A 23,733-nucleotide genomic window follows, 5' to 3' on the forward strand; every position below is an offset into this window, starting at 1 on the left:
AGGTGGGGTGGACGGATCATTTCACCGGTACCCGGCCGGGTGTCAACGCCGGGCGGGACGGCTGGTGGGCGCGCCCGGCGGCCCACGCCGGTCATGGTGTACTAGCGCCGTGGAACTTCTGCACTCGGGCAAGGTCCGGGACGTCTACGCCGACGGCGAGGACCTGATCCTGGTCGCCACCGACCGCGTCTCCATCTACGACGTGGTGCTGCCGACCCCGATCCCGGACAAGGGCCGCCTGCTCACCGCGCTGTCGCTGTGGTGGTTCGAGCAGCTGGCCGACCTGGTGCCGAACCATGTGATCTCCGCGACGGACGTGCCGGCCGAGTTCGCCGGCCGGGCGATCCGCTGCCGGCGGCTGGAGATGGTGCCGGTCGAGTGCGTGGCCCGGGGCTACCTGACCGGCAGCGGCTTCGCCGAGTACCAGCGCACCGGCTCGGTCTGCGGTGTGCCGCTGCCCCGCGGCCTGGTGGAGGCGTCGATCCTGCCCGAGCCGATCTTCACACCGACGACCAAGGCGCCCACCGGCGAACACGACGAGCCCATCACGTACGAGCAGGTGGCGGACAAGGTCGGGCCGGAGGTCGCCGAGCGGCTGCGGCAGATCACCGTCGACGTCTACCGGCGCGGCGCGGAGATCGCCGCCGAGCGGGGCATCCTGATCGCGGACACCAAGCTGGAGCTGGGCTGGGCGGCGGACGGCACGCTGGTCCTCGGCGACGAGGTGCTCACCTCCGACTCGTCCCGGTTCTGGCCGGCCGAGTCGTACCAGCCGGGCCGCGCCCAGTTCTCCTACGACAAGCAGTACGTGCGGGACTGGGCCACGGCGAGCGGCTGGGACAGGCAGCCGCCCGCCCCGGAGGTGCCGGTCGAGGTCGTCGAGGCGACCCGGGCCCGCTACGTCGAGGTGTACGAGAAGCTGACCGGCAACAGCTGGGACTGACGCTCAGTCGACCCAGTCGAGCGTGCGCCGGACCGCCTTGCGCCACTGGCGCAGCTCGCGCTCCCGGTGCGCCGGGTCCATCGTCGGCTCCCACTGCGCGTCCGAGCGCCACTTCTCACGCAGCGTGGCCAGGTCCGGCCAGAACCCGACGGCCAGGCCGGCGGCGTACGCGGCGCCGAGGCACGTCGTCTCGGTGATCCGGGACCGCACGACCGGCACGTCCAGCACGTCCGCGAGGAACCGCATGAGCAGCTCGTTGCCGGTCATCCCGCCGTCGACCCGCAGCCGGCGCAGCGCCACGTCGGAGTCGGCGTTCATCGCGTCCACCACCTCCCGGGTCTGGAAGGCGGACGCCTCCAGCACCGCGCGGGCCAGGTGCCCCCTGGTGATGTAGCCGGTCAGCCCGGCGATCACGCCCCGGGCGTCGCTGCGCCAGTGCGGGGCGAACAGGCCGGAGAAGGCCGGCACCACGTAGCAGCCGCCGTTGTCGTCGACGGTGCGGGCCAGCTCCTCAACCTGCGGGGCGGTGGAGATCAGGCCGAGGTTGTCGCGCAGCCACTGCACGAGCGAGCCGGTGACCGCGATGGCACCCTCCAGTGCGTACACGGCGGGCTGGCCCTCGATCCGGTACGCCACAGTGGTGAGCAGGCCGTGCCGCGACGGCACCGGGCTGGCGCCGGTGTTGAGCAGCAGGAAGCTGCCGGTGCCGTAGGTGCACTTGGCCTCGCCGGGCTGGAAGCAGGTCTGCCCGAACAGCGCCGCCTGCTGGTCGCCGAGCGCGCTCGCCACCGGCACCCCGGCCAGCACCCCCCGGGCGGTGCCGTACACCTCGGCCGAGCTGCGGATCTCGGGCAGCATCGCGGCCGGGATCCGCAGCGCGTCGAGCAGCTGCGGGGCCCAGTCGAGCGTCTCCAGGTCCATCAGCATCGTGCGGCTGGCATTCGTCACGTCGGTGACGTGCCGGCCGGTCAGCTTCCAGATCAGCCAGCTGTCCATGGTGCCGAACAGCACCTCGCCGCGTTCGGCGCGCTCGCGCAGCCCGTCGTTGTGGTCGAGCAGCCAGCGCAGCTTCGGCCCGGCGAAGTAGGTGGCCGGGGTCAGGCCGGTACGGGCCCGCAGCCGCTCCTCGTCGTACGTCTCGGTCAGCTCCCGCAGCAGCGGGCCGGTGCGGGTGTCCTGCCAGACGATGGCGTTCGCCACCGGGCGGCCGGTCTCCCGGTCCCACACCACAGTGGTCTCCCGCTGGTTGGTGATGCCCACCGCGGCCAGCATCTCGGTGCCGATGTCGGCGCTCGCCAGCGCCTCGCGCACCACGTGCTCGACGTTCGTCCAGATCTCCTCGGCGTCGTGCTCGACCCAGCCGGGGCGGGGGAAGATCTGCCGGTGCTCGCGCTGGGCCACGGTGACGATCTCGCCGGCCCGGTCGAAGACGATGCAGCGCGAGGACGTGGTGCCCTGGTCGATGGCGGCGACGAACTCTGCGGTCACGGCAGCACCGTACCCGCCGCGAGCGGCCACCGCCTCCCTCCGGCGCCCCGTACGATCATCAGACGTGCGTGACATTGCCGTGTTCAGCGGGTCGGCCCATCCCGACCTCGCCGCCGAGATCTGCGCCCACCTCCACGTCCCGCTGCACCCGGTACGGGTGTCCCGGTTCGCCAACGACTGCCTGGAGGTGCAGTTGCAGGCGAACTGCCGGGAGCGCGACGTCTTCCTCATCCAGCCACTGGTGCCGCCGGTGCAGGAGCACCTGGTCGAGCTGCTGCTCATGATCGACGCGGCCCGGGGCGCGTCGGCCGCGCGGATCACCGTGGTGCTGCCGCACTACGCGTACGCCCGGTCGGACAAGAAGGACGCGCCGCGCATCTCCATCGGCGGCCGGCTCGTCGCCGACCTGCTCACCTCCGCCGGTGCCCACCGGGTGCTGGCCATGACGCTGCACTCGCCGCAGGTGCACGGCTTCTTCAGCGTCCCGGCGGACCACCTGCACGCGTTGCGCGAGCTGGCCGCCCACTTCAAGGGGTACGACCTGAGCAACGCGGTGGTGGTCTCGCCGGACCTCGGCAACGCCAAGGAGGCCGCCGCGTTCGCCCGGATGCTCGGTACGCCTGTCGCGGCCGGTGCGAAGCAGCGCTACAGCGACGACCGGGTGCAGATCAGCACGATCATCGGCGACGTGACGGACCGGGAGGTGATCGTGCTGGACGACGAGATCGCCAAGGGCAGCACGGTGATCGAGCTGATCTCGCACCTGCGCGGGCGCGGGGTCCGCTCGATCCGGCTGGCCTGCACGCACGGCCTGTTCTCCGGCGGCGCGCTGGAGCGGCTGAGCGCGCAGGAGGGCGTCCTGGAGATCGTCTGCACCAACACGGTGCCGATCCCGGCGGAGAAGCGGGTGCCGAAGCTGGAGGTGCTGTCGGTGGCGCCGGCCCTGGCCGAGGCGATGCGGCGGATCCACAACGGGGAGTCGGTGAGCGCCCTGTTCGCCTGACGCGGGTCAGCCGTCCAGCGGGCGGGTGGCGGGCCGGCGGGTGGCGAGCGCGGCGGTGATCCGGACGACGGTTCCGGCGTCGCCGCTCTCCACCTCCATCGCGTCGCTCAGCTCCCGGGCCAGCCAGAGACCCCAGCCGCCGGCGGTGTCCGGCGCGGGCCGTTCGCGGTGGCGCAGCCGCCGTTCGCTGATCCCGGGCCCGTGGTCGGCGACCTCGCAGACCAGCCCGCCGTCCCGCTTCCAGAGCCGCAGCCAGCCCTGCCCGCCGCCGTGCCGGACCGCGTTGGTGATCAGCTCGTTGACCGCCAGCACGAAGTCGTCCAGCCGCTGGCCGGACAGGCCCGACCCGTGCGCGCAGGAGGTGACCGAGTGCCGCAGCCCGGTCACCTGCGCCTGGTCGAAGGCCGTGGCGAGAAGCAGGGAAGGTTCGATGGGCACAACCGTACGCGGTGCGGGGAGCTCTGCGTCTGTCATGACCCTGTCCCGACGATGGTTCTCGACGACTTTCGCGGCATTTCCACCGTACGTCAGGGTTTCTCGGGCCGCACCGCCCGGGGTGCCCCGGACCGGCTGTGACAGGGTGTCGCACATGCCGTCGTCCTCCGGCCTCGAGGGCCCCTTCTGGCGATCGATAGCGGTGTTCCGCTTCGCCGCGCTCGCGTACGTCGGACTGGTCGTGCTGCGCGACGCGGACCGCTACGCGCACCCGGTCGCCGCGGGCGGCGTCCTGCTGGCGATGCTGGCGTGGAGCGGCGTGACGGCGGCCGGTTACGGCCGCCCGGCCGGGCGGCGTTGGCCGCTGCTCCTGGCCGACCTCGGCGTGGTGCTGGCGATCATCCTGGTCACGCCCTGGGTGGTGGGTCGCGCGGCGCTCGCCGCCGGGGTGCCGATGCTGACCGCCGCCTGGCTGGCCGGGCCGGTGCTCGCCTGGGCGGTGTCCGGCGGTCGGCGGCGGGGCACGGTGGCCGCGCTCGTGCTCGGCGGCGCCGACCTCGCCACCCGGGACCGGATCAGCCCGTCCGCGCTGACCGGGGCGATCCTCATGCTGCTGGCCGGCGTGGTGGTCGGGCACGTGGCCCGGCTGGCGGTGCGGGCGGAGGAGCGGTTGCAGCGGGCGGTGGAGCTGGAGGCGGCCACCCGGGAACGGGAGCGGCTGGCCCGCGACATCCACGACTCGGTGCTCCAGGTGCTCGCGCTGGTCCGGCGGCGCGGCGCGGACCTGGACGGCGAGGCGGCCGAGCTGGCCCGGCTGGCCGGTGAGCAGGAGGAGGCGCTGCGGGCGCTGATCGGCCGGACGGGAGTGCCGCCGGACCCGGCGGGCGACGAGCAGGACCTGCGTGACCTGATCGACAGGTTCGCCTCGGCCACCGTCGTGGTGTCCGCGCCCGCCACACCGGTGCCGCTGCCGGCGCGGGCCGCCGGTGAGCTGGGCGCCGCGGTCGGCGCGGCGCTCGACAACGTGGCCCGGCACGCCGGCGGGCGGGCCTGGGTGCTGATCGAGGACGAGGAGGAGACGGTGACCGTCTCGGTACGCGACGAGGGGCCGGGTATCCCGGAGGGGCGGTTGGCGGAGGCCGCCGCGCAGGGGCGGCTCGGGGTGGCGCAGTCCATCCGGGGTCGGGTGACGGACCTGGGCGGCGAGGTGCGCATCGTGTCCGCGCCCGGCGCCGGCACCGAGATCGAGCTGGTCGTGCCGAGGAGGCGCCGGTGAGCATCCGGGTGATGGTGGTCGACGACCACCCGATGTGGCGCGAGGGTGTGGCCCGCGACCTCACCGAGGCCGGTCACCAGGTGGTGGCGACCAGCGGTGAGGGACGGCAGGCGGTACGGGTGGCCGCGGCGGCCCGCCCCGACCTGGTCGTGCTCGACCTCCAGCTGCCGGACATCTCCGGCGTCGAGGTGATCCGGGGTCTGCGGGCCGCGCTGCCCGACGTGCGGGTGCTCATGCTGTCGGCCAGCGGCGAGCCGCAGGGCGTGCTGGACGCGGTCAAGGCCGGCGCCACCGGCTACCTGATCAAGTCGGCCGCACCGGCCGAGTTCCTGGACGCGGTACGCCGCACCGCGGCCGGTGAATCGGTGTTCACGCCCGGCCTGGCCGGGCTGGTGCTGGGGGAGTACCGGCGGCTGGCCGCGACGCCGCCCGCCCCGCACGACGACGCACCCCGGCTCACCGAACGGGAGACCGAGGTGCTGCGCCTGGTCGCCAAGGGGCTGTCCTACAAGCAGATCGCCGACCGGCTGGGCCTGTCCCACCGGACCGTGCAGAACCACGTGCAGAACACCCTGGGCAAGCTCCAGTTGCACAACCGGGTCGAGCTGACCCGGTACGCCATCGAGCGGGGCCTGGACGACTGAGCGGTCAGCGCGCGTCCGGCGGCCGGGTCTCGTGCACCGCCAGTTCCTCCGCGCTGGCCCCGCCGCCCGCCGCGCCGGCGTCGTAGGCGACGTTGTCGGTCTCCTGGTCGGTGTGTGCGCCCTCGTCCGGCTCGACCAGCCGGCCCACCTGGTGGTAGGCGACGGTGCCGAGCTGGCCGTGGTCGTACACGGAGACCGGGGAGTCCGGGTCCGAGACCGGGCCCGGGTCGATCACGTCGGCGTCGAGCTGGGCCTGCGCGGCGGCCTCCTCGCTGTCCGCCTCGGCGGCGATGTCCGGGTCGACCGGGCCGGCGAGCGGATCGTCGGCGGGGCGCTCGTACCGCTCACGCTGGAGCTTGTAGTCCAGCGACTCACCGTCGAGCTGCTCCTCCGCCGTGGTGCCGAACTGGTCCACGGCGACCGGCACGCGGTCACCGGGCAGCTGGGCCGGCTCGGGGCCGTCCGCCTCGCGCCCGGTCAGCACGTCGTCGTTGGCGGTGGAGTCGTCGTCGGCGGTGTCGGGCAGACCCTCCGCCTCGGGATCGGACACGGGGGTGGGGTACTCGTCGTCGCGCATGCTCGGGAACTACCCACTGCCCTCGCCGCCCTAACCGCGACCGGCCGGGTGGATCGGGAGCAACGGGGCGAAACGGCACCTCAGTTGCGGAACGCCACCTCGTCCTCGGCGTACAGCACGCACCACACCACCTTGCCGTCGGGCAGCGCCGTGCTGCCCCAGCGCCGGGCCACCGTGTCGATGAGCAGCAGCCCTCGCCCGCCCACCGAGTCCACCGGCGCCGGACCGCCGTACGCGGGCCGCCCGGCCGAGTGGTCACGGACGGCCACGTGCAGCGCGCCGTCACGCGGAGCCAGCCGGAGCGTCATCGGCGTGACGGCGTGCGCCACCACGTTGTTGACCATTTCGGTGACCGCGATGCAGGCCGGCTCGGTCAGCTCCGGCAGGCTCCACGTGACGCACCCGCCGGCTACCAGCACACGTGCCTCGCGGGCCGCCTCGACCACCGGGGACAACTCGGCGTCGAGCGACTGGGGCGGCGTGTCCGGTGGCGGCTCGTCCGGATCGAGCAGCAGCTCGGCGGCGGGCCAGTCGGCGACCGCCCGGCCGACCTCGTCCAGCGCGTCCCGGGCCAGCGGGTCGGTGATCCGCACCCCGGACAGGTCCACCAGCAGCAACCCGGGCCGCTGCCACAGCCGGGCGAGCAGCGCGTCCCGTACGGCCTCCACTCCGGCCCGGTCGAGCACCCCGGTCAGCCGGACCGTCGGGGAGGACTCGTCGGTCTCCACCAGGCAACGCGCATCCGTCGGCATGATCGCCCCATTGTGCACGTCTGCCCGCGACCACGCACCGGTCCGGTCGACGGGACTCACGGCCGGGCACCCCTGGTGCGGCGGCTGATCGCCGCCACCGCACCGGCGGCGGTGCCGGCAGCCAGCCCGACCGCCGCGCTCAGCCGCAGCACCTGACCGCGCCGGCCGGACCACCCGTCGGTCCGCTCTGCCGCCGCGTCGGGTGTGAAGAGACCCCCCGTGGAGTCGGCGCGTACGCCGGGGCCCAGTTGGGTGCGCGCCGTGTACCAGCCCAGCACCCGCTCGGCCAGCGCCGGAGCGAGCCGCCACTGGAGACCGATCAGCCGGGCCGCGCCGCCCGCGTACGCCTCGCGCCGGGGCCGGCGCAGCAACTTGACGATCGTCTCGGCGACCATCTCCGGCGGGTACACCGGCGGCGGCGGGGTCAGCTCCCGGCCGGAGTGGTTGGCCGCGTGCCGGAAGAACGGCGTGTCGATGGTGGCGGGCAGCACGGTGCAGATCGAGATGTTGCCCCGGCCGGTCACCCGCAACTCCTGCCGCACCGTGTCGGCCAGCCCGCGGATCGCGTGCTTGGTCGCGTTGTACGCCGACTGGTACGGCATCGCCACCTCGGCCAGCACCGAGGCGTTGTTGACCAGCACCCCGCCGCCGGCCGCGCCCAGCCAGGGCAGCGCGGCCCGCGTCCCGTACACGGTGCCGAGCAGGTTCACGTCCACCACCCGGCGGAACTCGGCCAGCGGGATCTCGTCGAACAGCCCCACGGTGCCCACGGCCGCGTTGTTGATCCAGGCGTCGATCCGGCCGAACTCGGCCACCGCCCGCTCCGCCAGCCGCCCGACGGCCTCCGGGTCGGTCACGTCGGTGGGTACCACGAGCGCCTGCGCGCCCAGCTCCCGGCAGTACGCCGCGACCCGACGCAGCGCCGACTCGGTCCGGGCGGCCAGCACCACGTCGGCGCCCCGGCGGGCCAGCGCGTACGCGGTGGCCACGCCGATCCCGCTGGAGGCACCGGTGATGACGACTGTGGCGTCGGAGAGGCTGCGAGTCAGCGGCATTCCCCGTCGGTACCCCCGGTCGGGACAGTCATGCCGACCGTTTTCGACGCTGATCGGCTTCGGTCGGCTTTCCCGTCCGCGGGACGCCGTGGCCGGGTGACCCCGATCTGCCAGGTTTGGGCGTACCGGACCTGGGTTAATGGGACGCTCTGACCGGAGACCCCGCTCGCGAGAAACGCATGGAGGTGCACCATGCGCGTCGGCCTTGTATGCGCGCACGCCGGCTCGTCCACCGACGGTCCCACCGTCGGGACGCAGGAGCACATTGCGCGCGTGGCGGCGGAACTCGCCGCCCGGGGCCATGACGTCCGCGTCTACGAGCGCCGTGCCGCGTCCGACCAGCCCGCACTGACCGAACTCGACGGCTACCGGCTGGAACGTGTCCCGGTCGGCCCGCCCGACATGCTCTCCACCGCCGAGCTGGTGCCCTTCGTCGCCGAGTACGGCCGCTGGCTGGCCGGGCAGTGGGCCGGGGACTGGACTCCCGACGTGGTGCACGGGCACTACTGGGTCGGCGGGCTGGCCGCCGCCCACGCGGTACGCGCGACCGACATCCCGGTGGTGCAGACGTTCCACTCGCTCGGCGTCGAGCAGTTGCGTCACCTGGGCCGGGAGTACTCCGGGCCGGGGGAGCGCATCCCGCTGGAGCGGGCGCTGACCCGGGCCGTGGACGTGGCGGTGGCCCAGTGCAACGACGAGGTCGACGAGCTGACCCGGATGGGCCTGCAACGCACGTCCGTGGCGATGGTGCCGACCGGCGTGGACACCGGCCAGTTCCACCCGGACGGCGAGGCGGCGCCGCGGGACCAGCGGCCCCGGATCCTCTCCGTCGGCGGGCTCTCGCCCGGGCACGGCCAGGACGACCTGATCCGGGCGATGCGGCTGGTCGGCGACGCGGAACTGGTGATCGCGGGCGGCCCGCCGGCCGGGCGGCTGGACGGGCACGCCGAGGCGCGCCGGCTGCGCGAGCTGGCCGAACGGGCCGGCGTGGCGGAGCAGGTGAAGCTGGTCGGCGCGGTGCCGCACGACCAGATGGCCACCTGGTACCGCTCCGCCGACCTGGTGGCCTGCACCCCGCACTACGCGTCCGCCGGGCGGGTGTCGCTGGAGGCGATGGCCTGCGGCGTGCCGGTGGTCGGCTACGCCATGGGCGGCATCGCCGACGCGGTGGTGGACGAGGTGACCGGCAAGCTGGTGCCGCCGGGTGACGTTCGCACGCTCGGGGTCACACTGCGCCGGCTGCTCTCGGACAACGCCGGGCGGTTCGCGTACGGGCACGCCGCGGTGGACCGGGTCCGGTGCAGCTACACCTGGGAACGGACCGCCGCCGCGCTGGAGCGCCTCTACGAGCGGGTGATCGGGCGGCGCCGTCCGGCCACCCCGATCGAGCCGACGCCGGTCGAGGTGACGCCGTCGGTCGAGGTGGTCGTCTCCGAACGCGGTCCGGTCGAGGCGGCCTGAACCGGCACCATCCCGGCGCCCACCAGCGCGTTCTGGCGGACGCCGGCGTGGTGGTGCTGCGGTTCGGCGTACCGGGTCAGGCCGACCACCGCCGCGAGCGTCACCAGGAAGCCCAGACCGGCCAGCCACTCCCGGCCGGGCCAGATCTTGTCGTTGAGCAGCAGCAGCCCGACGATCGCCGCGGGCACCGCGCCGGCGGCGTCCATCGCCGCCACCGCCGCCGTGGTCGACCCGCGCTGCATCGCCAGCCCGAGCAGCAACTGGCCGACCACCGAGTGGACGATCAGCAGGTAGAGCAGCGGGTCGCGGGCGAACGCCTCCACCGATCCGGCCGAGGCGAGCGGCCGGGCGGCCACCGCCGCGGCGGAGAACGCCATCCCGGCCAGTGAGCCGAGCACCACCGACCCGGGCGCGCCGTGCAGCCGGGCGGCGAAGAAGCCGGAGCCGGCTATCGCGACCACCGCCACCGCCAGGCCGACCAGCCCGGCGGTGCCGAGCTGCCGCGACGGCGCCGGCTGGGCCGACAGCACGAGCGCGGTGATGCCGGCGAACAGCAGCACCAGCAGAACCACCTCGGCGGCCGGCAAACGCCACTTGAGCACCAGCACGCCGAGGACGGCGGTCACCCCGAGCCCGGCCGCCACGCTGGCCTGGACCAGGAACAACGGCAGGTCCCGACGGGCCAGGAAGGCGAGCACGAAGCCGACGACCTGGCAGGTCAGACCGATCAGGTACGTCCGCTGCCCGGCGAGGCGCAGCAGCAGCCCGGGATCGAACGTGTGGTGCACGGTTGTCCGCGCGGCCGCGACCGACTGGAGGAGGTTGGCGAAGCCGTACGCGATGATCATCGCCGCGAGGAAGCACCAACCGGAGGAAATCACCTGGCGAGGATAGAGGCTTCCCCCGGGTCAACGCTCGGCTGGACGGCCGAGCCGGGCCAGGATGTCGTGGTGCAGCGCCCCGTTGCTGGCCACGGCGCTGGTGTCGGCGGAACCGGCACCGGCCGGCGCGGGCCGTCCGGCCAGATCCGTGATCCGGCCGCCCGCCTCGGTGACGATCGGGACCAGCGCGGCGATGTCCCACAGCGACAGCTCCGGCTCCACCATCACGTCCAGTGCCCCCTCGGCCAGCAGCATGTAGCCGTAGAAGTCGCCGTACGCCCGGCTGCGCCAGGTGTCGCGCATGAGCTGGAGGACCGCGTCCAGCCGGCCCGCCTGCTCCCACCCGGTCAGCGACGAGTAGCAGAAGCTCGCGTCGGCGAGCGCCGTCACGCCGGAGACCTGGATCGGCGTGCCGTCCGCCGGGCCGGTGCCGGCGAACGCGCCCGCGCCGAGCGCGCCCCACCAGCGGCGGCCCAGCGACGGGGCGGAGACCAGGCCGAGCACCGGCCGGTCGTGCTCCAGCAGCGCGATCAGCGTCGCCCAGACCGGTACGCCCCGGACGAAGTTCTTCGTGCCGTCGATCGGGTCGATCACCCAGCGCCGTCCGTCGGGACCGGCGGGCGGCTGCTCGCCGTACTCCTCGCCGAGCAGGCCGTCGCCGGGACGGTGGGCGGCCAGCAGCGCGCGGATCTCCCGCTCGACGGCGGTGTCCGCGTCGGAGACCGGGGTCAGGTCCGGCTTCGACTCGACACGCAGGTCGAGCGCGCGGAACCGGGCCGAGGAGACGGCGTCCGCGGCGTCGGCGAGCAGGTGGGCGAGGGCGAGGTCGTCGGCGTACCCGGTCATGACCGACACGCTAGTGGCGGCGGCCCACGGCCGGCGACGGCGGGTCGCCGCCGGTCAGGAACCGGCGAGCGGGTCGCCGGGGTTGCGCTCCGGCTCGCGCGGGTCGCCCTCGCCGCTGCGCGAGGCCAGCAACCGGCGGTACGAGGCGAGCCGCCGCGCGTCGGCCTTCCCGGCGGCCACCCAGGCGTCGAGCGCGCAGTCCGCCTCGTCGGCGGTGTGCGGGCAGTTGGCAGGGCAGTCGACTGTCGCCTCGACCAGGTCGGGGAAGCCGTGCAGCAGGCTCTCGGCGGACACGTGGGCCAGCCCGAAGCTGCGTACCCCGGGGGTGTCGACGATCCATCCGGTGTCGCCGCCGGCCCCCGGCTCGACGGGCAGGCGCAGCGCCACCGCGCTGGTGGAGGTGTGCCGGCCCCGGCCGATGGCGCTGACCGTGCCCACCGCCCGTTCCGCCTCCGGAACGAGGCGGTTGACCAGCGTCGACTTGCCCACCCCGGAGTGTCCCACCAGCACCGAGACCCGGCCGGCGAGCAGCGCCCGCAGTGCGGCCAGGTCGGAGTCCGGGCGGATCAGCACGTACGGCAGCTCCAGCTCGGTGTAGTAGCCGAGCACCGCCTCCGGGCCGGCCAGGTCCGCCTTGGTGAGGCAGAGCAGCGGCTCGATGCCGGCGTCGTACGCGGCCACCAGGCAGCGGTCGATGAACCCGGTACGCGGCGGCGGGTCGGCGAGCGCGCTGACGATCACCAACTGGTCGGCGTTGGCCACCACGACCCGTTCCAGCCGCCCCTCGGCGGTGGTCTCGTCGTCGTCGGCGGTACGCCGCAGCACCGAGGTCCGTTCGGCGATGCGCACGATGCGGGCCAGTGCGCCCGGCGCCCCGGAGGTGTCCCCGACCAGCCCCACCCGGTCGCCCACCACCACCGACTTGCGCCCCAGCTCGCGGGCGCGCATAGCGGTCACGACCGGGGTATCCGGCCCGGAGCCGGGGAGCACACAGGTGTAGCGGCCCCGGTCGACGGCGATGACGAATCCGTCGACGGCGTCGGCGTGCCGGGGCCGGGTGCGCGTACGGGGGCGCGACGACCGGCCCGGTCGTACCCGGACGTCGTCCTCGTCGTACTCGCGCCGCTTCGTCGCCAGGACGTCCCCCCGCTGTCAGTTCTTGCCGGTCACCATCCCCGACCATAGTGCCGGGAACTCCGGCATGGTCTTGGAGGTGCACGCCACGTCGTCGACCTCGATGCCGGGGACGGCGAGCCCGGCCACCGCCGCCGCGTGCGCCATCCGGTGGTCGGCGTACGTGCGGAACGTGCCGCCGCGCAGCGGGCGGGGCCGGATGTCCAGTCCGTCGCGGGTCTCGGTGATGTCCGCGCCGAGCGCGGTGAACTCCTTCGCCAGCGCGGTGACCCGGTCGGTCTCGTGGCCGCGGATGTGGCCGATCCCGGTGAGCCGGGAGGGGCTGTCGGCGAGCAGCGTGAGCGCGGTGAGCACCGGGGTCAGCTCGCCCACGTCGCAGAGGTCGGCGTCGAGCCCGCGCACGGTGCCGGTGCCCCGCACGGTCAGGCCGTCGGTGCCGAGGCTCACCTCGCCGCCCATCCGGTGCAGCAGCTCTCGGAGCCGCTCGACCGGCTGGAGGCTGCTGCGCGGCCAGCCCTGCAGCGTCACCTCACCGCCGGTGACCAGCGCGGCGGCGAAGAACGGCGCGGCTCCGGACAGGTCCGGCTCGATCTCCCAGCCGCGCCCGGACAGCGGGCCCGGCTCGACCGACCAGACGTCGGGTGTGGTGTCGTCGACGGCGGCACCGGCGGCCCGCAGCATCTGCACGGTCATCCGCACGTGCGGCGCGGAGGGCACCGGCGGCCCCTCGTGCCGGACCACGACGCCCCGGTCGAAGCGCGGCGCGGCGAGCAGCAGCCCGGAGACGAGCTGGCTGGACGCGGAGGCGTCGATCACGACCTCACCGCCGGTGACCCGGCCCGCGCCGAGGACGACGAGCGGCAGGCTCCCGGCCGGGGGCGCGTCGACACGGACGCCGAGTGTGCGCAACGCGCCGATCAGCGGCCCGAGCGGGCGGGTCCGGGCGTGCGGGTCGCCGTCGAACGTGACCCGGCCGGCGGCCAGCCCGGCCACCGGGGGCAGGAACCGCATCACGGTGCCGGCCAGGCCGACGTCGATGTGCGCCGGGCCGGCCAGCGGATGGGGCCGGACCAGCCAGCGGTCGTCGTCCGAGATCGACATGTGGGCGCCGAGTGCGCGCAGCCCGCCGGCCATCAGTTCGGTGTCCCGGGCGCGCAGCGGCCGGGCCAGTGTCGACGGCCCGCCGGCGAGCGCGGCGAGCACCAGGGCCCGGGCGGTCATCGACTTGGAGCCGGGCAGGCGCAGCGTCGCGGCGACCGGGTCGCTCGCGGTCGGCGCGGTCCACTGCTGCGGCGGACGCGTCGCGGTCGGATTGCTCACGGTCACATTCTGCCAAGCTCCCGGGCCGGTGGAGGGGTCCGGCGCCGCTGCTCCCGTTGGGCGGGACAGCCGGAACGTCCGGATGGGGCTAGCGTGGGCGCCATGTGCGGGAGGTACGCCACGACCCGGAGCGCCGCCGACCTGAGCGCGATCTTCGAGTCGGCCGACGAGACCGGCGGGGTGACGCCGGACTACAACGTCGCGCCGACCGACCCGGTGCCGCTGGTCCGGCTCGCCCCGGAGGGGCACCGGCTGCTCTCCCTCGGCCGCTGGGGCCTGCTCCCGCAGTGGTCGCGCAGCGCCTCGGGAGCCGCCCGCATGATCAACGCGCGGGCCGAGACGGTCGCCACCAGCCGGGCGTACGCGCCGTCCTTCGCCCGCCGCCGCTGCCTGGTCCCCGCCGACGGGTGGTACGAGTGGGTCCGCCTCGCCGACGGCGGACGCCAGCCCTACTTCATGACCCCGCGGGACGGATCGGTCCTGGCCTTCGCCGGCATCTGGTCGGTGTGGGAGTCGGCCGGCACGGCCCGGCTGACGTTCAGCGTGCTCACCACTGCGGCGGCCGGCGAGCTGGCCGAGGTGCACGACCGGATGCCGCTGCTGCTGTCGCCGGAGCGCTGGGCGGGATGGCTCGGTCCGGCCGAGGAGCCGGCGGAACTGCTCACGCCGCCGGACGCCGGCCTGCTCGCCGGGCTGGAGATCCGGCCCGTCTCCCGGGCGGTGGGGGACGTCCGCAACGACGGCCCGGAGCTGATCGCCGCGGTGGCTCCGGCGGGGGGCGAGACGGCTGCCGGGCCGACGCTGTTCTGATCACGCTCCGCCACATTCGCGCGTACCCCTTTGTCGGGTTTCGACCGGAAAAGTCGCCCGGACGTTCAGTCAGTTTCATTGAAGACCCTTGTCCTTACGCATGCGAATGCGATAGAACACAGCGCCGGTGATGGGCGTCTGTTCGCACGGGGCGGATGACACCCATCGATCTTGTAGAGATCTACGCCGGTTCCCACGGGGGAGGTGGGTGTATTGACACGGGCACGTATGCCGCGTCCGCACGAGGTGGCCGCCGCGCGGCGCGATCCGCGACTGCTGCGGGCGCTGAGCGAACGACGCCAGGACGACGCGTGGCGCACCAGAGGCACCTGTCAGAACGTCGATCCGGAGACGTTCTTTCCGGCACCGAACGAACCGGCCGACGCGGCGGTGGCGCTCTGCCGCACCTGCGACGTCCAGGGCTCCTGCCTGGCCTGGGCGCTGGAGGTGGGCGACTGCCACGGCGTCTGGGGCGGCACCACGCCGCGTGAGCGGCGCGCCATGCTGGTGGCCTGGCGCAGCGAGGTGCAGCCGGATCCGGACGCGCTCGACGACGCCGGTCCGCCGGTGCGCGACCGCCTGCTCACGCTGGTCCCACTGAGCTGATCCCGACATCGCCCGTGGCCCGCTCCGGCAGGCCGCCGGGCGACGTCCGTTTCCGCGCCCGGTCACCGGCGGGCCGGCGGGCCGCGCAGAATGAGCCGGTGCGGCACGACGACGAGATCGACACCCCACGGGGGCCCGCCCGGCTCCGGTTCGACATGCCCGCCGACGGCACCACGGTGCTGGTGCTCGGTCACGGCGCCGGTGGTGACGTGGACGCGCCCGACCTGACCGCCGTGCGGCACGCGGTGCTCGCCGCCGGGGCCGGGGTGGCCCTGGTGACCCAGCCGTACCGGGTCGCCGGGCGACGCGCGCCCGCCCCCGCCGGGCACCTCGACGAGGCGTGGACGGCGGTGCTGGCCGACCTGCGCCGGCGTGCCCCGAGGGTGCGCCACTGGGTGGTCGGGGGCCGGTCCAGTGGCGCCCGGGTGGCCTGCCGTACCGCCGCCGACGTCGGCGCGGCCGCAGTGGTGGCGCTGGCGTTCCCGCTGCACCCGCCGGGGCGACCGGAACGATCCCGGGCCGGGGAACTGCTCACCGGGCTGCCCACTCTCGTCGTCAACGGCGACCGGGACCCGTTCGGCGTGCCCGGGCCCGGCCCCGGCATCGAGGTGGTGGTCCGGCCGGGGGAGCGCCACGACCTGCGCGGCGACCCGGCCGGCACGGCCGCCGTGGTGCGGGACTGGCTGCGCGTACACGGGTGGTCGTCCTGACCGTGCGGCGCGCGCCGTGACCGTCCGGCGCGGCGGGTCGTTGCACCGGTTGGTGCCGGCCGCCCGGTTCGGGCGCGCCGGGGCCACCCTCCCAGGCCCTTCCTGGTCCCAGCGTCGGTCGCGGCCGAGGCCGGGACCAGGATCGGGTGGGGCCGGCGGAATGCCACGCCCCGCAACTCGCGTTACCTAACTTGGACGACGACAGAGCCAGCGCGAGGGGGGTGACCGGTGCCGATCGAGACACGGAGCCGGGAACGGGACGAACGGGACGAGCGCCGGCTCCGGCGGCTGCTCGACGCGCCGGAGTGGCCCGCGGCGGCGTCGGTCGTGAGCACCGGCACACACTCCGGAAGTGAATCTGCCGGCAAGCGGGTACGCGTATCCTCGGCGGGGAAGCATCCGACGCGAGGGGATGTGCGGTTGACCACCGAGAAGACGGACGAGCGCAGGGCCCGCTTCGAGCGGGACGCGATGCCCTTCGTCGATCAGCTCTACGCTGCCGGGCTGCGGATGACCCGCAACCCGGCGGACGCGGAGGACCTGGTCCAGGAGACGTACCTGAAGGCGTACGCCGCCTTCCACCAGTTCGAGCAGGGCACGAACCTGAAGGCCTGGCTCTACCGGATCCTGACCAACACCTACATCAACACGTACCGCAAGCGGCAGCGCCAGCCCATCCAGGCGCCGACCGAGGAGATCACCGACTGGCAGCTCGCCGAGGCCGAGTCGCACACGTCCAGCGGCCTGCGCTCGGCCGAGACGGAGGCGCTCGACCGGCTGCCGGACAGCGACGTCAAGGAGGCCCTCCAGCAGTTGCCGGAGGAGTTCCGCCTGGCCGTCTACCTGACCGACGTCGAGGGCTTCTCCTACAAGGAGGTCGCCGACATCATGGGCACGCCGATCGGCACCGTGATGTCCCGTCTGCACCGTGGCCGACGTAATCTGCGGAAGCTGCTGGAGCAGTACGCGGCGGAGCGGGGTTTCAGCGCCGCCTCGTCGAAGAAGGGCTCGACCGCCGCCGCCGGCCGGGAGGTGTGACCGTGAGCTGTGGACAACCGCACGAGACGGACTGCCGCGAGGTGCTCGCCGAGGTCTACCTCTACCTCGACCTGGAGTGCGCCGAGGAGCGCCGGGTGCTGATCCGGCACCACCTGGACGAGTGCGGGCCGTGCCTGCGCGAGTACGGCATCGAGCAGGAGGTCAAGGCGCTCGTGGCCCGGTGCTGCGGCAACGAGGCGGCCCCGGAGAAGCTGCGTGAGCGGCTGCGCCTGCGGCTGACCGAGCTGGTGGTCTTCGAAACCACCGAGTCCCGCGAACTGGCCGACTGAACAAGCGACGCGAACGGCCCGGCTCCGATCACGGACCCGGGCCGTCTCGCTGTCCGGCGACTGCGCCGCGCTGATCGGATGATCAGGAGTTGGGGCGCTTGCCGTGGTTGGCGCTGCTCTTCTTGCGAGCCTTCTTCTTGCGGGCCTTCTTCGCCATGCTCTGCCTCCTTGTGCTGGTCACGGTTCCGTCCGCGGCTGGGCGCGGCGGAGGTCGCGGTGTGGCCCCCCGGCTCGCCGGTGGCCGACCCGCACGATGCTAGTGCCGTCACCGCCCACCGGGGCGCGCCGGGGCGGATCGCGCGTGGTGGTGCGCGGTCCGGCGTGACCGGCGTCATGATTGGATACCGTTCGCAGGATTGTCGGGAGCTGTCGGGAGAGGGAGGGCTGAGATGGCCGAGGAGATCCGCGCCGAGATGGTGGCGAACGTCTGGAAGGTCGTCGTGTCCGCAGGCGACACGGTGTCCGAGGGCGACACCCTCGTCATCCTGGAGTCGATGAAGATGGAGATCCCGGTGGTCGCCGAGTCCGACGGCGTGGTGCAGAAGCTGGCGGTCGACGAGGGCGACGTGGTGCAGGACGGCGACCTGATCGCGGAGATCGGTTGACCGGCCTGCGGGTGCGCCGCGCCGAGCCGGCGGACTTCCCGGCCGTGGCCCGGCTGACCGTCGCCGCGTACGAGGCGGACGGCCAGCTCAAGGACGAGAGCGGGTACGCGCCGGTGCTCGCCGACGTGTCCGGCCGCGCCGAGACCGGCGAGGTTCTGGTGGCTGTCGACGACGTCACCGGCCAGGTGCTCGGCGCGGTGACGTTCGTGCTGCCGGGCACCCCGTACGCGGAACTGGCCGGCCCGGGCGAGGCCGAGTTCCGGATGCTCGCTGTCGATCCGGCCGCGCAGGGCCGGGGCGCGGGTGCGGCGCTCGCGTCCGCGTGCGTGGCGCGCGCGACGGAGCTGGGCTGCACGGCCGTGGTGATCTGCGTACGCGCCGGGATGGCGGCGAGCGCACACCGCCTCTACGAGCGGCTCGGTTTCGTCAGGTACCCGGAGAAGGACTGGACGCCGCTGCCCGGGATCGACCTGCGCGGCCTGCGGCTGGACCTGACCGCGGCGGGCTGAGTCCGACTGCGGCAGGCCGGCTCCGACCGTGGCGGGCTGCGGCGGCTCGGCTCAGCCCTGGCCGGTCTCGCCGATCTTGGCGAGCAGTTCGTCGGCCACCTGGAGTGCGATCCGCTTGCGTTCGTCGTCGGTGATGCCCGGCGCGCGCACCGCGAACCAGCTGCTGTGCACGGCGAACAGCGTGAGCGCGGCGCGGAGCTGGGCGGCGGGTGAGTCGTCGCCCCGGCACAGCTGGTGGGCCAGCCGCATCATCCGGTCCCGCATCTGCTGACCGGCGACGAGGCTCTTGAGCACCGTCTGGTTCTGCTCGAAGAAGCGCATCACCTGGGGCAGGTCGCCGTCGAACATGCTGTCGGCGTACCGGCCGATCAGGGCCCGCCGGGTCGCCAGCGTGGGCGGCTGGTCGGCGGCCCAGGCGATCAGCTCGTCCATCCGGCGCAGCCGGTCGTCGACCAGGCTGGTGACGATCTCGTCCTTGCTCTTGAAGTGGTAGTAGAGCGCGGCCTTGGTCACGCCCAGCCGCTCGGCGATCTCCCGCAGCGACGTCTTCTCGTAGCCCTGCTCGGTGAAGAGTTCCAAGGCGACGGCCTGGATCCGCTCCCGCGTGCCACCTGTGGTCTCCCGCACCGGCCGACTTCCTTCCACTCCGCTTGACGTGTGCCCTTCGTCAGCTTACCGTCCGGCTAGTAAGCAAACTAGCTGGGCGGCAAGTAAGTCGATCATCTGATCTGCGGGGAGCCTACCGATGAGTCAACCAGCCCAGGTGGCCACGAGACCCAATGTCCGGTTCGTTCTGTTCGGTCTGATGATCGCGATGATGCTCGCGATGCTCGACAACATGATCGTCAGCACCGCGCTGCCGCGGATCGTCTTCGAGTTCGGTGGCGCCGACCACTTCACCTGGGTGGTCACCGCGTACGTGCTGGGCACCACCGTCTCCACGCCGATCTGGGGCAAGCTCGGCGACCTCTACGGCCGCAAGACGGTCTTCCTCACCGCGGTCGTGGTGTTCCTGATCGGCTCCGCGCTCTGCGGCATGTCCGGCTCCGGCGTCTTCGGCGGCGCCGACACCGGCATGACCGAGCTGATCGCGTTCCGTGCCGTCCAGGGCCTCGGCGCCGGCGGTCTGATGGTCGGCGTCATGGCGATCATCGGTGACCTCGTCCCGCCCCGCGAGCGCGGCCGCTACCAGGGCATGATCGCCGGCATCATGGCCATCGCCATGGTCGCCGGCCCGCTCGTCGGCGGCTTCATCACCGACAACCTCTCCTGGCGCTGGGCGTTCTACGTCAACCTGCCGCTGGGCGGCGCGGCGCTGCTCGTCCTCGCCACCACCATGCACCTGCCGAAGTACCGCACCGAACACAAGATCGACTGGCTGGGCGCGGCGCTGCTGTCCGTCGGCATCACCGCGATCGTGCTGGTGACCACGTGGGGCGGCAACGAGTACGACTGGGTCTCGCCGCAGATCCTCGGCCTCGCCGTGCTGGCGGTGCTCGCGCTCGCCGTGTTCGCGCTGGTGGAGCGGCGCACGCCGGAGCCGATCCTGCCGCTGAGCCTGTTCGCCAACCGCAACTTCGCCCTGATCTCGGTGATCGGGTTCCTGCTCGGCTTCGCCATGTTCGGCGCGATGAACTTCCTGCCGCTCTACCAGCAGACCGTGCAGGGGGCGTCGGCCACGAACAGCGGCCTGCTGCTGCTCCCACTGATGTTCGGCATGCTCGTGGTGTCGCTCGTGGTCGGCCGGACCATCACCAGGACCGGCCGCTACCGCGTCTTCCCGATCGTCGGCGGCGTGGTGATGGCCGCCGGGATGGGTCTGCTCAGCCTGCTGGACGTGGACACCAGCAAGACGCAGTCCTCGCTCTACATGCTCGTGCTCGGCGTCGGCATGGGCTTCCTCATGCAGACCTCGATGCTCATCGCGCAGAACAGCGTGGCACAGAAGGATCTCGGCGCGGCAAGCGGCGCGGCCACCTTCTTCCGGTCCATCGGCGGCTCGTTCGGCGTCTCCCTCTTCGGCGCGATCTTCGCCAACCGTCTCGCCGGCTCCGCCGCCGGTTCCGCGTTCGCGGGCTCGGGCGGCGAGGGCGGCGCGATGGACCTGGAGGCCCTCAAGAAGCTCACCGGAGCGACGCGGGAGGCGGTGCTCGGCGGCCTCTCCGACGCCATCTCGCACGTCTTCTTCTGGGCGGTCCTCTTCACAGTGGCCGTACCGGTGCTCGCCTGGTTCATCAAGGAGGTGCCGTTGCGCGCGACGAACGACGTGCCGCCGGCCGGCGCCACCCCCGAGGACGGGGCCGAGGCCGCGCTCGGCAAGGCCCCCGTCGCCTGACGCGCCGCCGCGCCCCCATCGGGAGGTACGCGGGGCCGCCGCGTGTCCGTTCCCGTGGGCCGTGGTCGCCGCCAGTTCGGGGGAGTGGTGGGGTCCGGGGCGAGTTGATCGCGCCACCTCGGCGAGGTGGCGGCGCTCGGCGGGGCGGGGGAGGGGGCGGACATGGCAGGGAAACGGCGTCCGCAGGGGACGGGCGGTCAGCCGCTGCGGAACAAGGCGGTGAGGCGGTGCCAGAGACGCCGCAGCGGCCCACCCTCGGCACCGGCGATCAACCGGTCGGCGGTGGCGCGTGCCGCCGGGTCGAGCGCCGGGGTGGCCCGTGCCAGGTACGCGAGCGACACCACCACCGGGTCCCGCCGGGCGGGACCGGCCGCCGCCTCGGCGATCCGGCCGGACACCAGCGCAGCCACGTCGGCGCGGGTTTCCGGGTGCACCCAGGCGGCGGTGACCAGGGCGAACAGTGCCGCCTCGGCGGCCGGGCCGAGATCGCCGGCGGCGAGTTCACCCAGCACCCGCCGCCGGGTCGACCGCTCCCACGGCTCGTCGGTGCGGTGGTGCAGCAGGCCGAGGCAGGCCCAGACCTGGGCGCAGCGCGTCCACAGTGCCGGATCCTGCCCGCCGAGCACGCGGCCCAGCGCCGTCGCCGGCGCCTCCGGCGGGTGTGCCAGCAGGGCGAGCAGGTCGGCGAGGTCCAGGGTGGCCAGCCCGACCGCGGCGTCGTACGCGGCCGGTGGGTGCGCCCACGCCGGGTGCGCGAGTTGCTGGAGTCGCCGAACCGCTGCCGCCGATGCAGCGGAACCGTCAGGGGCCGGGGCGTCGTCGCCCGTCGGGGTGACCTGCCCGAGCCAGGGGCGGCCCCGGCAGCACTCGGCGAGGTCGCCGTGCTCGTGCGTGTCGTCCGGATGGTCGCGGACGAAGTCGGCGAGCGCCACCAGGTGGTCGACGTTCCCGTCGCGCAGGTAGCGCAGCCGGTGCGCGGTGTGCACCGCGCAGTCGAAGGTGGGATCCTTCGCCAGCGCCCGGTCGACCCAGCCCAGTGCCGCGTCGAGGCGGCCGTGGTCGGCCAGCGTGCCGGCGATGTCCGCGTAGACCGCGAGGTCGTTGGGGTCGAGCGCGACAGCGCGTTCCAGTGCGGCGAGCGCCTCGGCGGTCCGGCCGGCGCTGCGGTACGCGTACCCGAGCCACACCTCGCCGAGTTTGGTGGGCTGTGCGCGTACCCCCCGGGTAGCCCAGGTGACGGCGAGGGTGACCTCGCCGAGGCGCCGGGCCAGCGCGGACGCCGCGCCCAGCAGCAGCGGATGGGCCGGGTGGACGGTGATCGCGTTGCGGGCCAGCGTGAGGTACGGCGCGAGCGGCTCACGCAGCCGTCGCGGCGCGGGGTCCGGCGCCGCCGCGCAGACCTGCATGAGGATCCGGGCGGTGCGTTCGGGATCGAGGCGTTCCGGCAGGTCGGGGGCGGTCACCCAGGGTACGGCGGCCCAGGGCGTCACGGGCGCGTAGCCGGTGGCGGCGGCCAGCAGGTCGAGCCCTTCGGCGGGGCGGCCGGCGGCGGCGAGCAGGTGCGCGCGGGCCACCACGGCGCCGACGAACGCCTGCTGACCGAGCGGAAAGAGGTCCAGGTCGCCGCCGCTCGCCGCGTTCAGCCGGGCGAGTGTCTCGTGCGCCTCGGGCAGCGTGGGGGAGCGGACCAGCGCGGCGGCCACGTGGTCGGCGGCGTGCTGCAGGTCGCCCTCGCCCAGTGCCAGCCGGGCCAGCGTGAGTTCCTCCTCCGCGGAGAGCGCGGCGTCGTCCTCGGGCACGTCGTCCTCTCGGCGGGTCGGGTCGGTCAGCCGGGCAAGCGTAGGGGATCTTCCGTCGATTAGTGATCCACTGCGCACTCCTGCTCGTTGCATTGAATGTGGCCGCTCAAACGTGCAAGACTGAGCATCTAACGCGCGGAAAACGCGCAGAGGGAGGTTCTGGAGTGACGCGTCCAGGGGCCGGTATGGCCGCCGACATCGACGAGCAGCCGGCCGGTTACGAGCGCCTGCTCTCCACCGGGCACGCGGCGGCCATCGCCGAGGTGGCGGCCGTCGTCGCGCGACGCCGCCCCCGGCACGTCGTGTTCACCGCCCGGGGCACCTCCGACCACGCCGCGCTCTACGCGGCCTACCTGACCGAGATCCGCCTCGGGCTGCCCGCCGGGCTGGCCTCACCGAGCGCGATCACCGTCTTCGGCGCCCGGCCCGACCTGTCCGACGCGCTGGTCGTCGGCGTCAGCCAGAGCGGCGGCTCGCCCGACCTGGCCGAGGTGCTGCGGGTCGCCCGCGCCTCCGGCGCGCTCACCCTCGCGGTCACCAACAACCCCGGCTCGCCGCTGGTGGAGACCGCCGAGCTGAGCGTCGACATCGCCGCCGGCCACGAACGCGCGGTCGCCGCCACCAAGACCTACACCGCCGAACTGCTCGCGCTGCTCATGCTGATCGAGGGCGTACGCGCCGGCGACGGTGTGCTGCCCGCGCAGGAGCACGCCGCCCTGAGCCGCCTGCCCGAGCTGGCCACGCAGACGCTCGCCGACGACACCCCGGCCCGGCTCGCCCCGCGCTACCGGTTCGCCGCCCAGCTCGTCACCACCGGCCGGGGGTACGCATACCCGACCGCCCGGGAGGCGGCGCTGAAGCTGATGGAGACCTCGTACCTCCCGGCGCTCGCCTTCTCCGGCGCCGACCTGCTGCACGGCCCGCTCGCCATGACCGACCCGGACGTCCCGGTGCTCGCCGTGGTCGGCTCCGGCCCCGGCGGCACGTCGATGCGCGAGGTGCTGCCCCGCCTCGGCGAACGCCGCGCCGACGTGGTGGTGGTCGGCTCCGCCGAGGTCGGCGAGACCCGGATGGCGGTGCCCGAGGTCGACGAGCGGTACGCGCCGCTGCTCGACATCCTGCCGCTGCAACGGCTCGCGCTGGCCCTGGCCCTGGCCCGGGGCGAGGACCCGGACGCGCCGCGCGGCTTGAAGAAGGTCACGGCGACGATGTGAGG

Annotated in this window: 26 protein-coding genes; 14 read left to right on the plus strand and 12 right to left on the minus strand. The window is 73.8% G+C overall.

What is annotated here, in order from left to right:
• Positions 1–109 precede the first annotated feature (109 nt).
• Positions 110–943, plus strand: a complete 834-nt coding sequence (locus C569_RS0105280) for a phosphoribosylaminoimidazolesuccinocarboxamide synthase (RefSeq protein ID WP_018784753.1) — start codon at positions 110–112, stop codon at positions 941–943.
• 3 nt (positions 944–946) lie between these two features.
• Here C569_RS0105280 and glpK read toward each other — a convergent pair whose 3' ends face one another.
• Positions 947–2,431 carry a glycerol kinase GlpK gene (gene glpK, locus C569_RS0105285; RefSeq protein ID WP_026267719.1) on the minus strand — a complete coding sequence of 495 codons (1,485 nt, stop codon included), beginning with the start codon at positions 2,429–2,431 and terminating at the stop codon, positions 947–949.
• Positions 2,432–2,495: 64 nt separating this feature from the next.
• Here glpK and C569_RS0105290 point away from each other — a divergent pair, with 64 nt between their 5' ends.
• Positions 2,496–3,434: a ribose-phosphate pyrophosphokinase gene (locus C569_RS0105290; protein WP_026267720.1), complete on the plus strand. Its 939-nt coding sequence runs from the start codon at positions 2,496–2,498 to the stop codon at positions 3,432–3,434.
• A 6-nt stretch (positions 3,435–3,440) separates the two neighbouring features.
• Here C569_RS0105290 and C569_RS0105295 read toward each other — a convergent pair whose 3' ends face one another.
• Complete coding sequence (locus C569_RS0105295) at positions 3,441–3,908, minus strand: ATP-binding protein (RefSeq protein ID WP_026267721.1); 468 nt, start codon at positions 3,906–3,908, stop codon at positions 3,441–3,443.
• Positions 3,909–4,023: 115 nt separating this feature from the next.
• On the opposite strand from C569_RS0105295, the gene macS reads away from it, so the two are divergent.
• Entirely contained in the window at positions 4,024–5,145 is a 1,122-nt protein-coding gene (gene macS / locus C569_RS0105300; RefSeq protein WP_026267722.1) for a MacS family sensor histidine kinase, read from the plus strand.
• An 11-nt stretch (positions 5,146–5,156) separates the two neighbouring features.
• Positions 5,157–5,789: a response regulator transcription factor gene (locus tag C569_RS0105305; RefSeq protein WP_196806680.1), complete on the plus strand. Its 633-nt coding sequence runs from the start codon at positions 5,157–5,159 to the stop codon at positions 5,787–5,789.
• Between the two features lie 4 nt (positions 5,790–5,793).
• Here the strand turns inward: C569_RS0105305 and C569_RS0105310 are convergent, their stop codons facing one another.
• The 3 genes from C569_RS0105310 to C569_RS0105320 form a co-directional block, all read right to left on the minus strand.
• Positions 5,794–6,366 (minus strand): DUF5709 domain-containing protein, encoded by a 573-nt coding sequence (locus C569_RS0105310; RefSeq protein ID WP_018784759.1) that lies wholly within the window; start codon positions 6,364–6,366, stop codon positions 5,794–5,796.
• Between the two features lie 80 nt (positions 6,367–6,446).
• Positions 6,447–7,118, minus strand: a complete 672-nt coding sequence (locus tag C569_RS0105315; RefSeq protein ID WP_051090448.1) for an ATP-binding protein — start codon at positions 7,116–7,118, stop codon at positions 6,447–6,449.
• Positions 7,119–7,174: 56 nt separating this feature from the next.
• Complete coding sequence (locus tag C569_RS0105320) at positions 7,175–8,173, minus strand: SDR family oxidoreductase (RefSeq protein ID WP_018784761.1); 999 nt, start codon at positions 8,171–8,173, stop codon at positions 7,175–7,177.
• Between the two features lie 192 nt (positions 8,174–8,365).
• Between C569_RS0105320 and C569_RS0105325 the strand changes: the two genes are divergently transcribed.
• Positions 8,366–9,634, plus strand: a complete 1,269-nt coding sequence (locus tag C569_RS0105325) for a glycosyltransferase (RefSeq protein ID WP_026267725.1) — start codon at positions 8,366–8,368, stop codon at positions 9,632–9,634.
• Here C569_RS0105325 and C569_RS29850 read toward each other — a convergent pair.
• From C569_RS29850 to aroA, 4 genes are all read right to left on the minus strand, one after another.
• Positions 9,517–10,482, minus strand: a complete 966-nt coding sequence (locus tag C569_RS29850) for a hypothetical protein (RefSeq protein ID WP_018784763.1) — start codon at positions 10,480–10,482, stop codon at positions 9,517–9,519. The genes C569_RS0105325 and C569_RS29850 overlap by 118 nt on opposite strands.
• Before the next feature lie 60 nt (positions 10,483–10,542).
• Positions 10,543–11,361 (minus strand): histidinol-phosphatase, encoded by an 819-nt coding sequence (gene hisN / locus C569_RS0105335; RefSeq protein ID WP_018784764.1) that lies wholly within the window; start codon positions 11,359–11,361, stop codon positions 10,543–10,545.
• A gap of 54 nt (positions 11,362–11,415) precedes the next feature.
• A complete protein-coding gene (gene rsgA, locus C569_RS0105340; protein WP_026267726.1) occupies positions 11,416–12,351 on the minus strand; it encodes a ribosome small subunit-dependent GTPase A in 936 nt (311 codons plus the stop codon).
• 162 nt (positions 12,352–12,513) lie between these two features.
• Positions 12,514–13,815, minus strand: a complete 1,302-nt coding sequence (aroA, locus tag C569_RS0105345; RefSeq protein WP_026267727.1) for a 3-phosphoshikimate 1-carboxyvinyltransferase — start codon at positions 13,813–13,815, stop codon at positions 12,514–12,516.
• 102 nt (positions 13,816–13,917) lie between these two features.
• On the opposite strand from aroA, the gene C569_RS0105350 reads away from it, so the two are divergent.
• From C569_RS0105350 to rsrA, 5 genes are all read left to right on the plus strand, one after another.
• The gene (locus C569_RS0105350; RefSeq protein ID WP_018784767.1) at positions 13,918–14,625 is read left to right on the plus strand and encodes an SOS response-associated peptidase; all 708 of its coding nucleotides are present in this window, start codon (positions 13,918–13,920) and stop codon (positions 14,623–14,625) included.
• 213 nt (positions 14,626–14,838) lie between these two features.
• Entirely contained in the window at positions 14,839–15,231 is a 393-nt protein-coding gene (locus tag C569_RS0105355; RefSeq protein ID WP_013288375.1) for a WhiB family transcriptional regulator, read from the plus strand.
• A gap of 98 nt (positions 15,232–15,329) precedes the next feature.
• Complete coding sequence (locus tag C569_RS0105360; protein WP_026267728.1) at positions 15,330–15,941, plus strand: alpha/beta family hydrolase; 612 nt, start codon at positions 15,330–15,332, stop codon at positions 15,939–15,941.
• 228 nt (positions 15,942–16,169) lie between these two features.
• Complete coding sequence (locus C569_RS0105365) at positions 16,170–16,979, plus strand: sigma-70 family RNA polymerase sigma factor (RefSeq protein WP_018784770.1); 810 nt, start codon at positions 16,170–16,172, stop codon at positions 16,977–16,979.
• Positions 16,980–16,981: 2 nt separating this feature from the next.
• The gene (gene rsrA / locus C569_RS0105370; RefSeq protein WP_026267729.1) at positions 16,982–17,269 is read left to right on the plus strand and encodes a mycothiol system anti-sigma-R factor; all 288 of its coding nucleotides are present in this window, start codon (positions 16,982–16,984) and stop codon (positions 17,267–17,269) included.
• Positions 17,270–17,351: 82 nt separating this feature from the next.
• Here the strand turns inward: rsrA and C569_RS34945 are convergent, their stop codons facing one another.
• The gene (locus tag C569_RS34945; RefSeq protein ID WP_369752275.1) at positions 17,352–17,426 is read right to left on the minus strand and encodes a 50S ribosomal protein bL37; all 75 of its coding nucleotides are present in this window, start codon (positions 17,424–17,426) and stop codon (positions 17,352–17,354) included.
• Positions 17,427–17,658: 232 nt separating this feature from the next.
• On the opposite strand from C569_RS34945, the gene C569_RS0105375 reads away from it, so the two are divergent.
• Entirely contained in the window at positions 17,659–17,874 is a 216-nt protein-coding gene (locus C569_RS0105375) for a biotin/lipoyl-binding carrier protein (RefSeq protein WP_018784772.1), read from the plus strand.
• On the plus strand, positions 17,871–18,383 hold the full coding sequence (locus C569_RS0105380) for a GNAT family N-acetyltransferase (protein WP_018784773.1): 513 nt from the start codon (positions 17,871–17,873) through the stop codon (positions 18,381–18,383). The genes C569_RS0105375 and C569_RS0105380 overlap by 4 nt, the downstream gene beginning before the upstream one ends.
• A 51-nt stretch (positions 18,384–18,434) precedes the next feature.
• On the opposite strand, the gene C569_RS0105385 is transcribed toward C569_RS0105380, so the two are convergent.
• Positions 18,435–19,010, minus strand: coding sequence for a TetR/AcrR family transcriptional regulator (locus C569_RS0105385; protein WP_018784774.1), 576 nt, complete (start codon positions 19,008–19,010; stop codon positions 18,435–18,437).
• Positions 19,011–19,128: 118 nt separating this feature from the next.
• On the opposite strand from C569_RS0105385, the gene C569_RS0105390 reads away from it, so the two are divergent.
• Complete coding sequence (locus C569_RS0105390; protein WP_026267730.1) at positions 19,129–20,718, plus strand: MDR family MFS transporter; 1,590 nt, start codon at positions 19,129–19,131, stop codon at positions 20,716–20,718.
• Positions 20,719–20,915: 197 nt separating this feature from the next.
• Here the strand turns inward: C569_RS0105390 and C569_RS0105395 are convergent, their stop codons facing one another.
• A complete protein-coding gene (locus C569_RS0105395) occupies positions 20,916–22,517 on the minus strand; it encodes a tetratricopeptide repeat protein (protein WP_018784776.1) in 1,602 nt (533 codons plus the stop codon).
• Between the two features lie 185 nt (positions 22,518–22,702).
• On the opposite strand from C569_RS0105395, the gene C569_RS0105400 reads away from it, so the two are divergent.
• On the plus strand, positions 22,703–23,731 hold the full coding sequence (locus tag C569_RS0105400; protein WP_018784777.1) for an SIS domain-containing protein: 1,029 nt from the start codon (positions 22,703–22,705) through the stop codon (positions 23,729–23,731).
• Positions 23,732–23,733: the final 2 nt, after the last annotated feature.

The sequence above is a fragment of the Micromonospora sp. CNB394 genome (assembly GCF_000374985.1).
Lineage (GTDB): Bacteria > Actinomycetota > Actinomycetes > Mycobacteriales > Micromonosporaceae > Micromonospora > Micromonospora marina.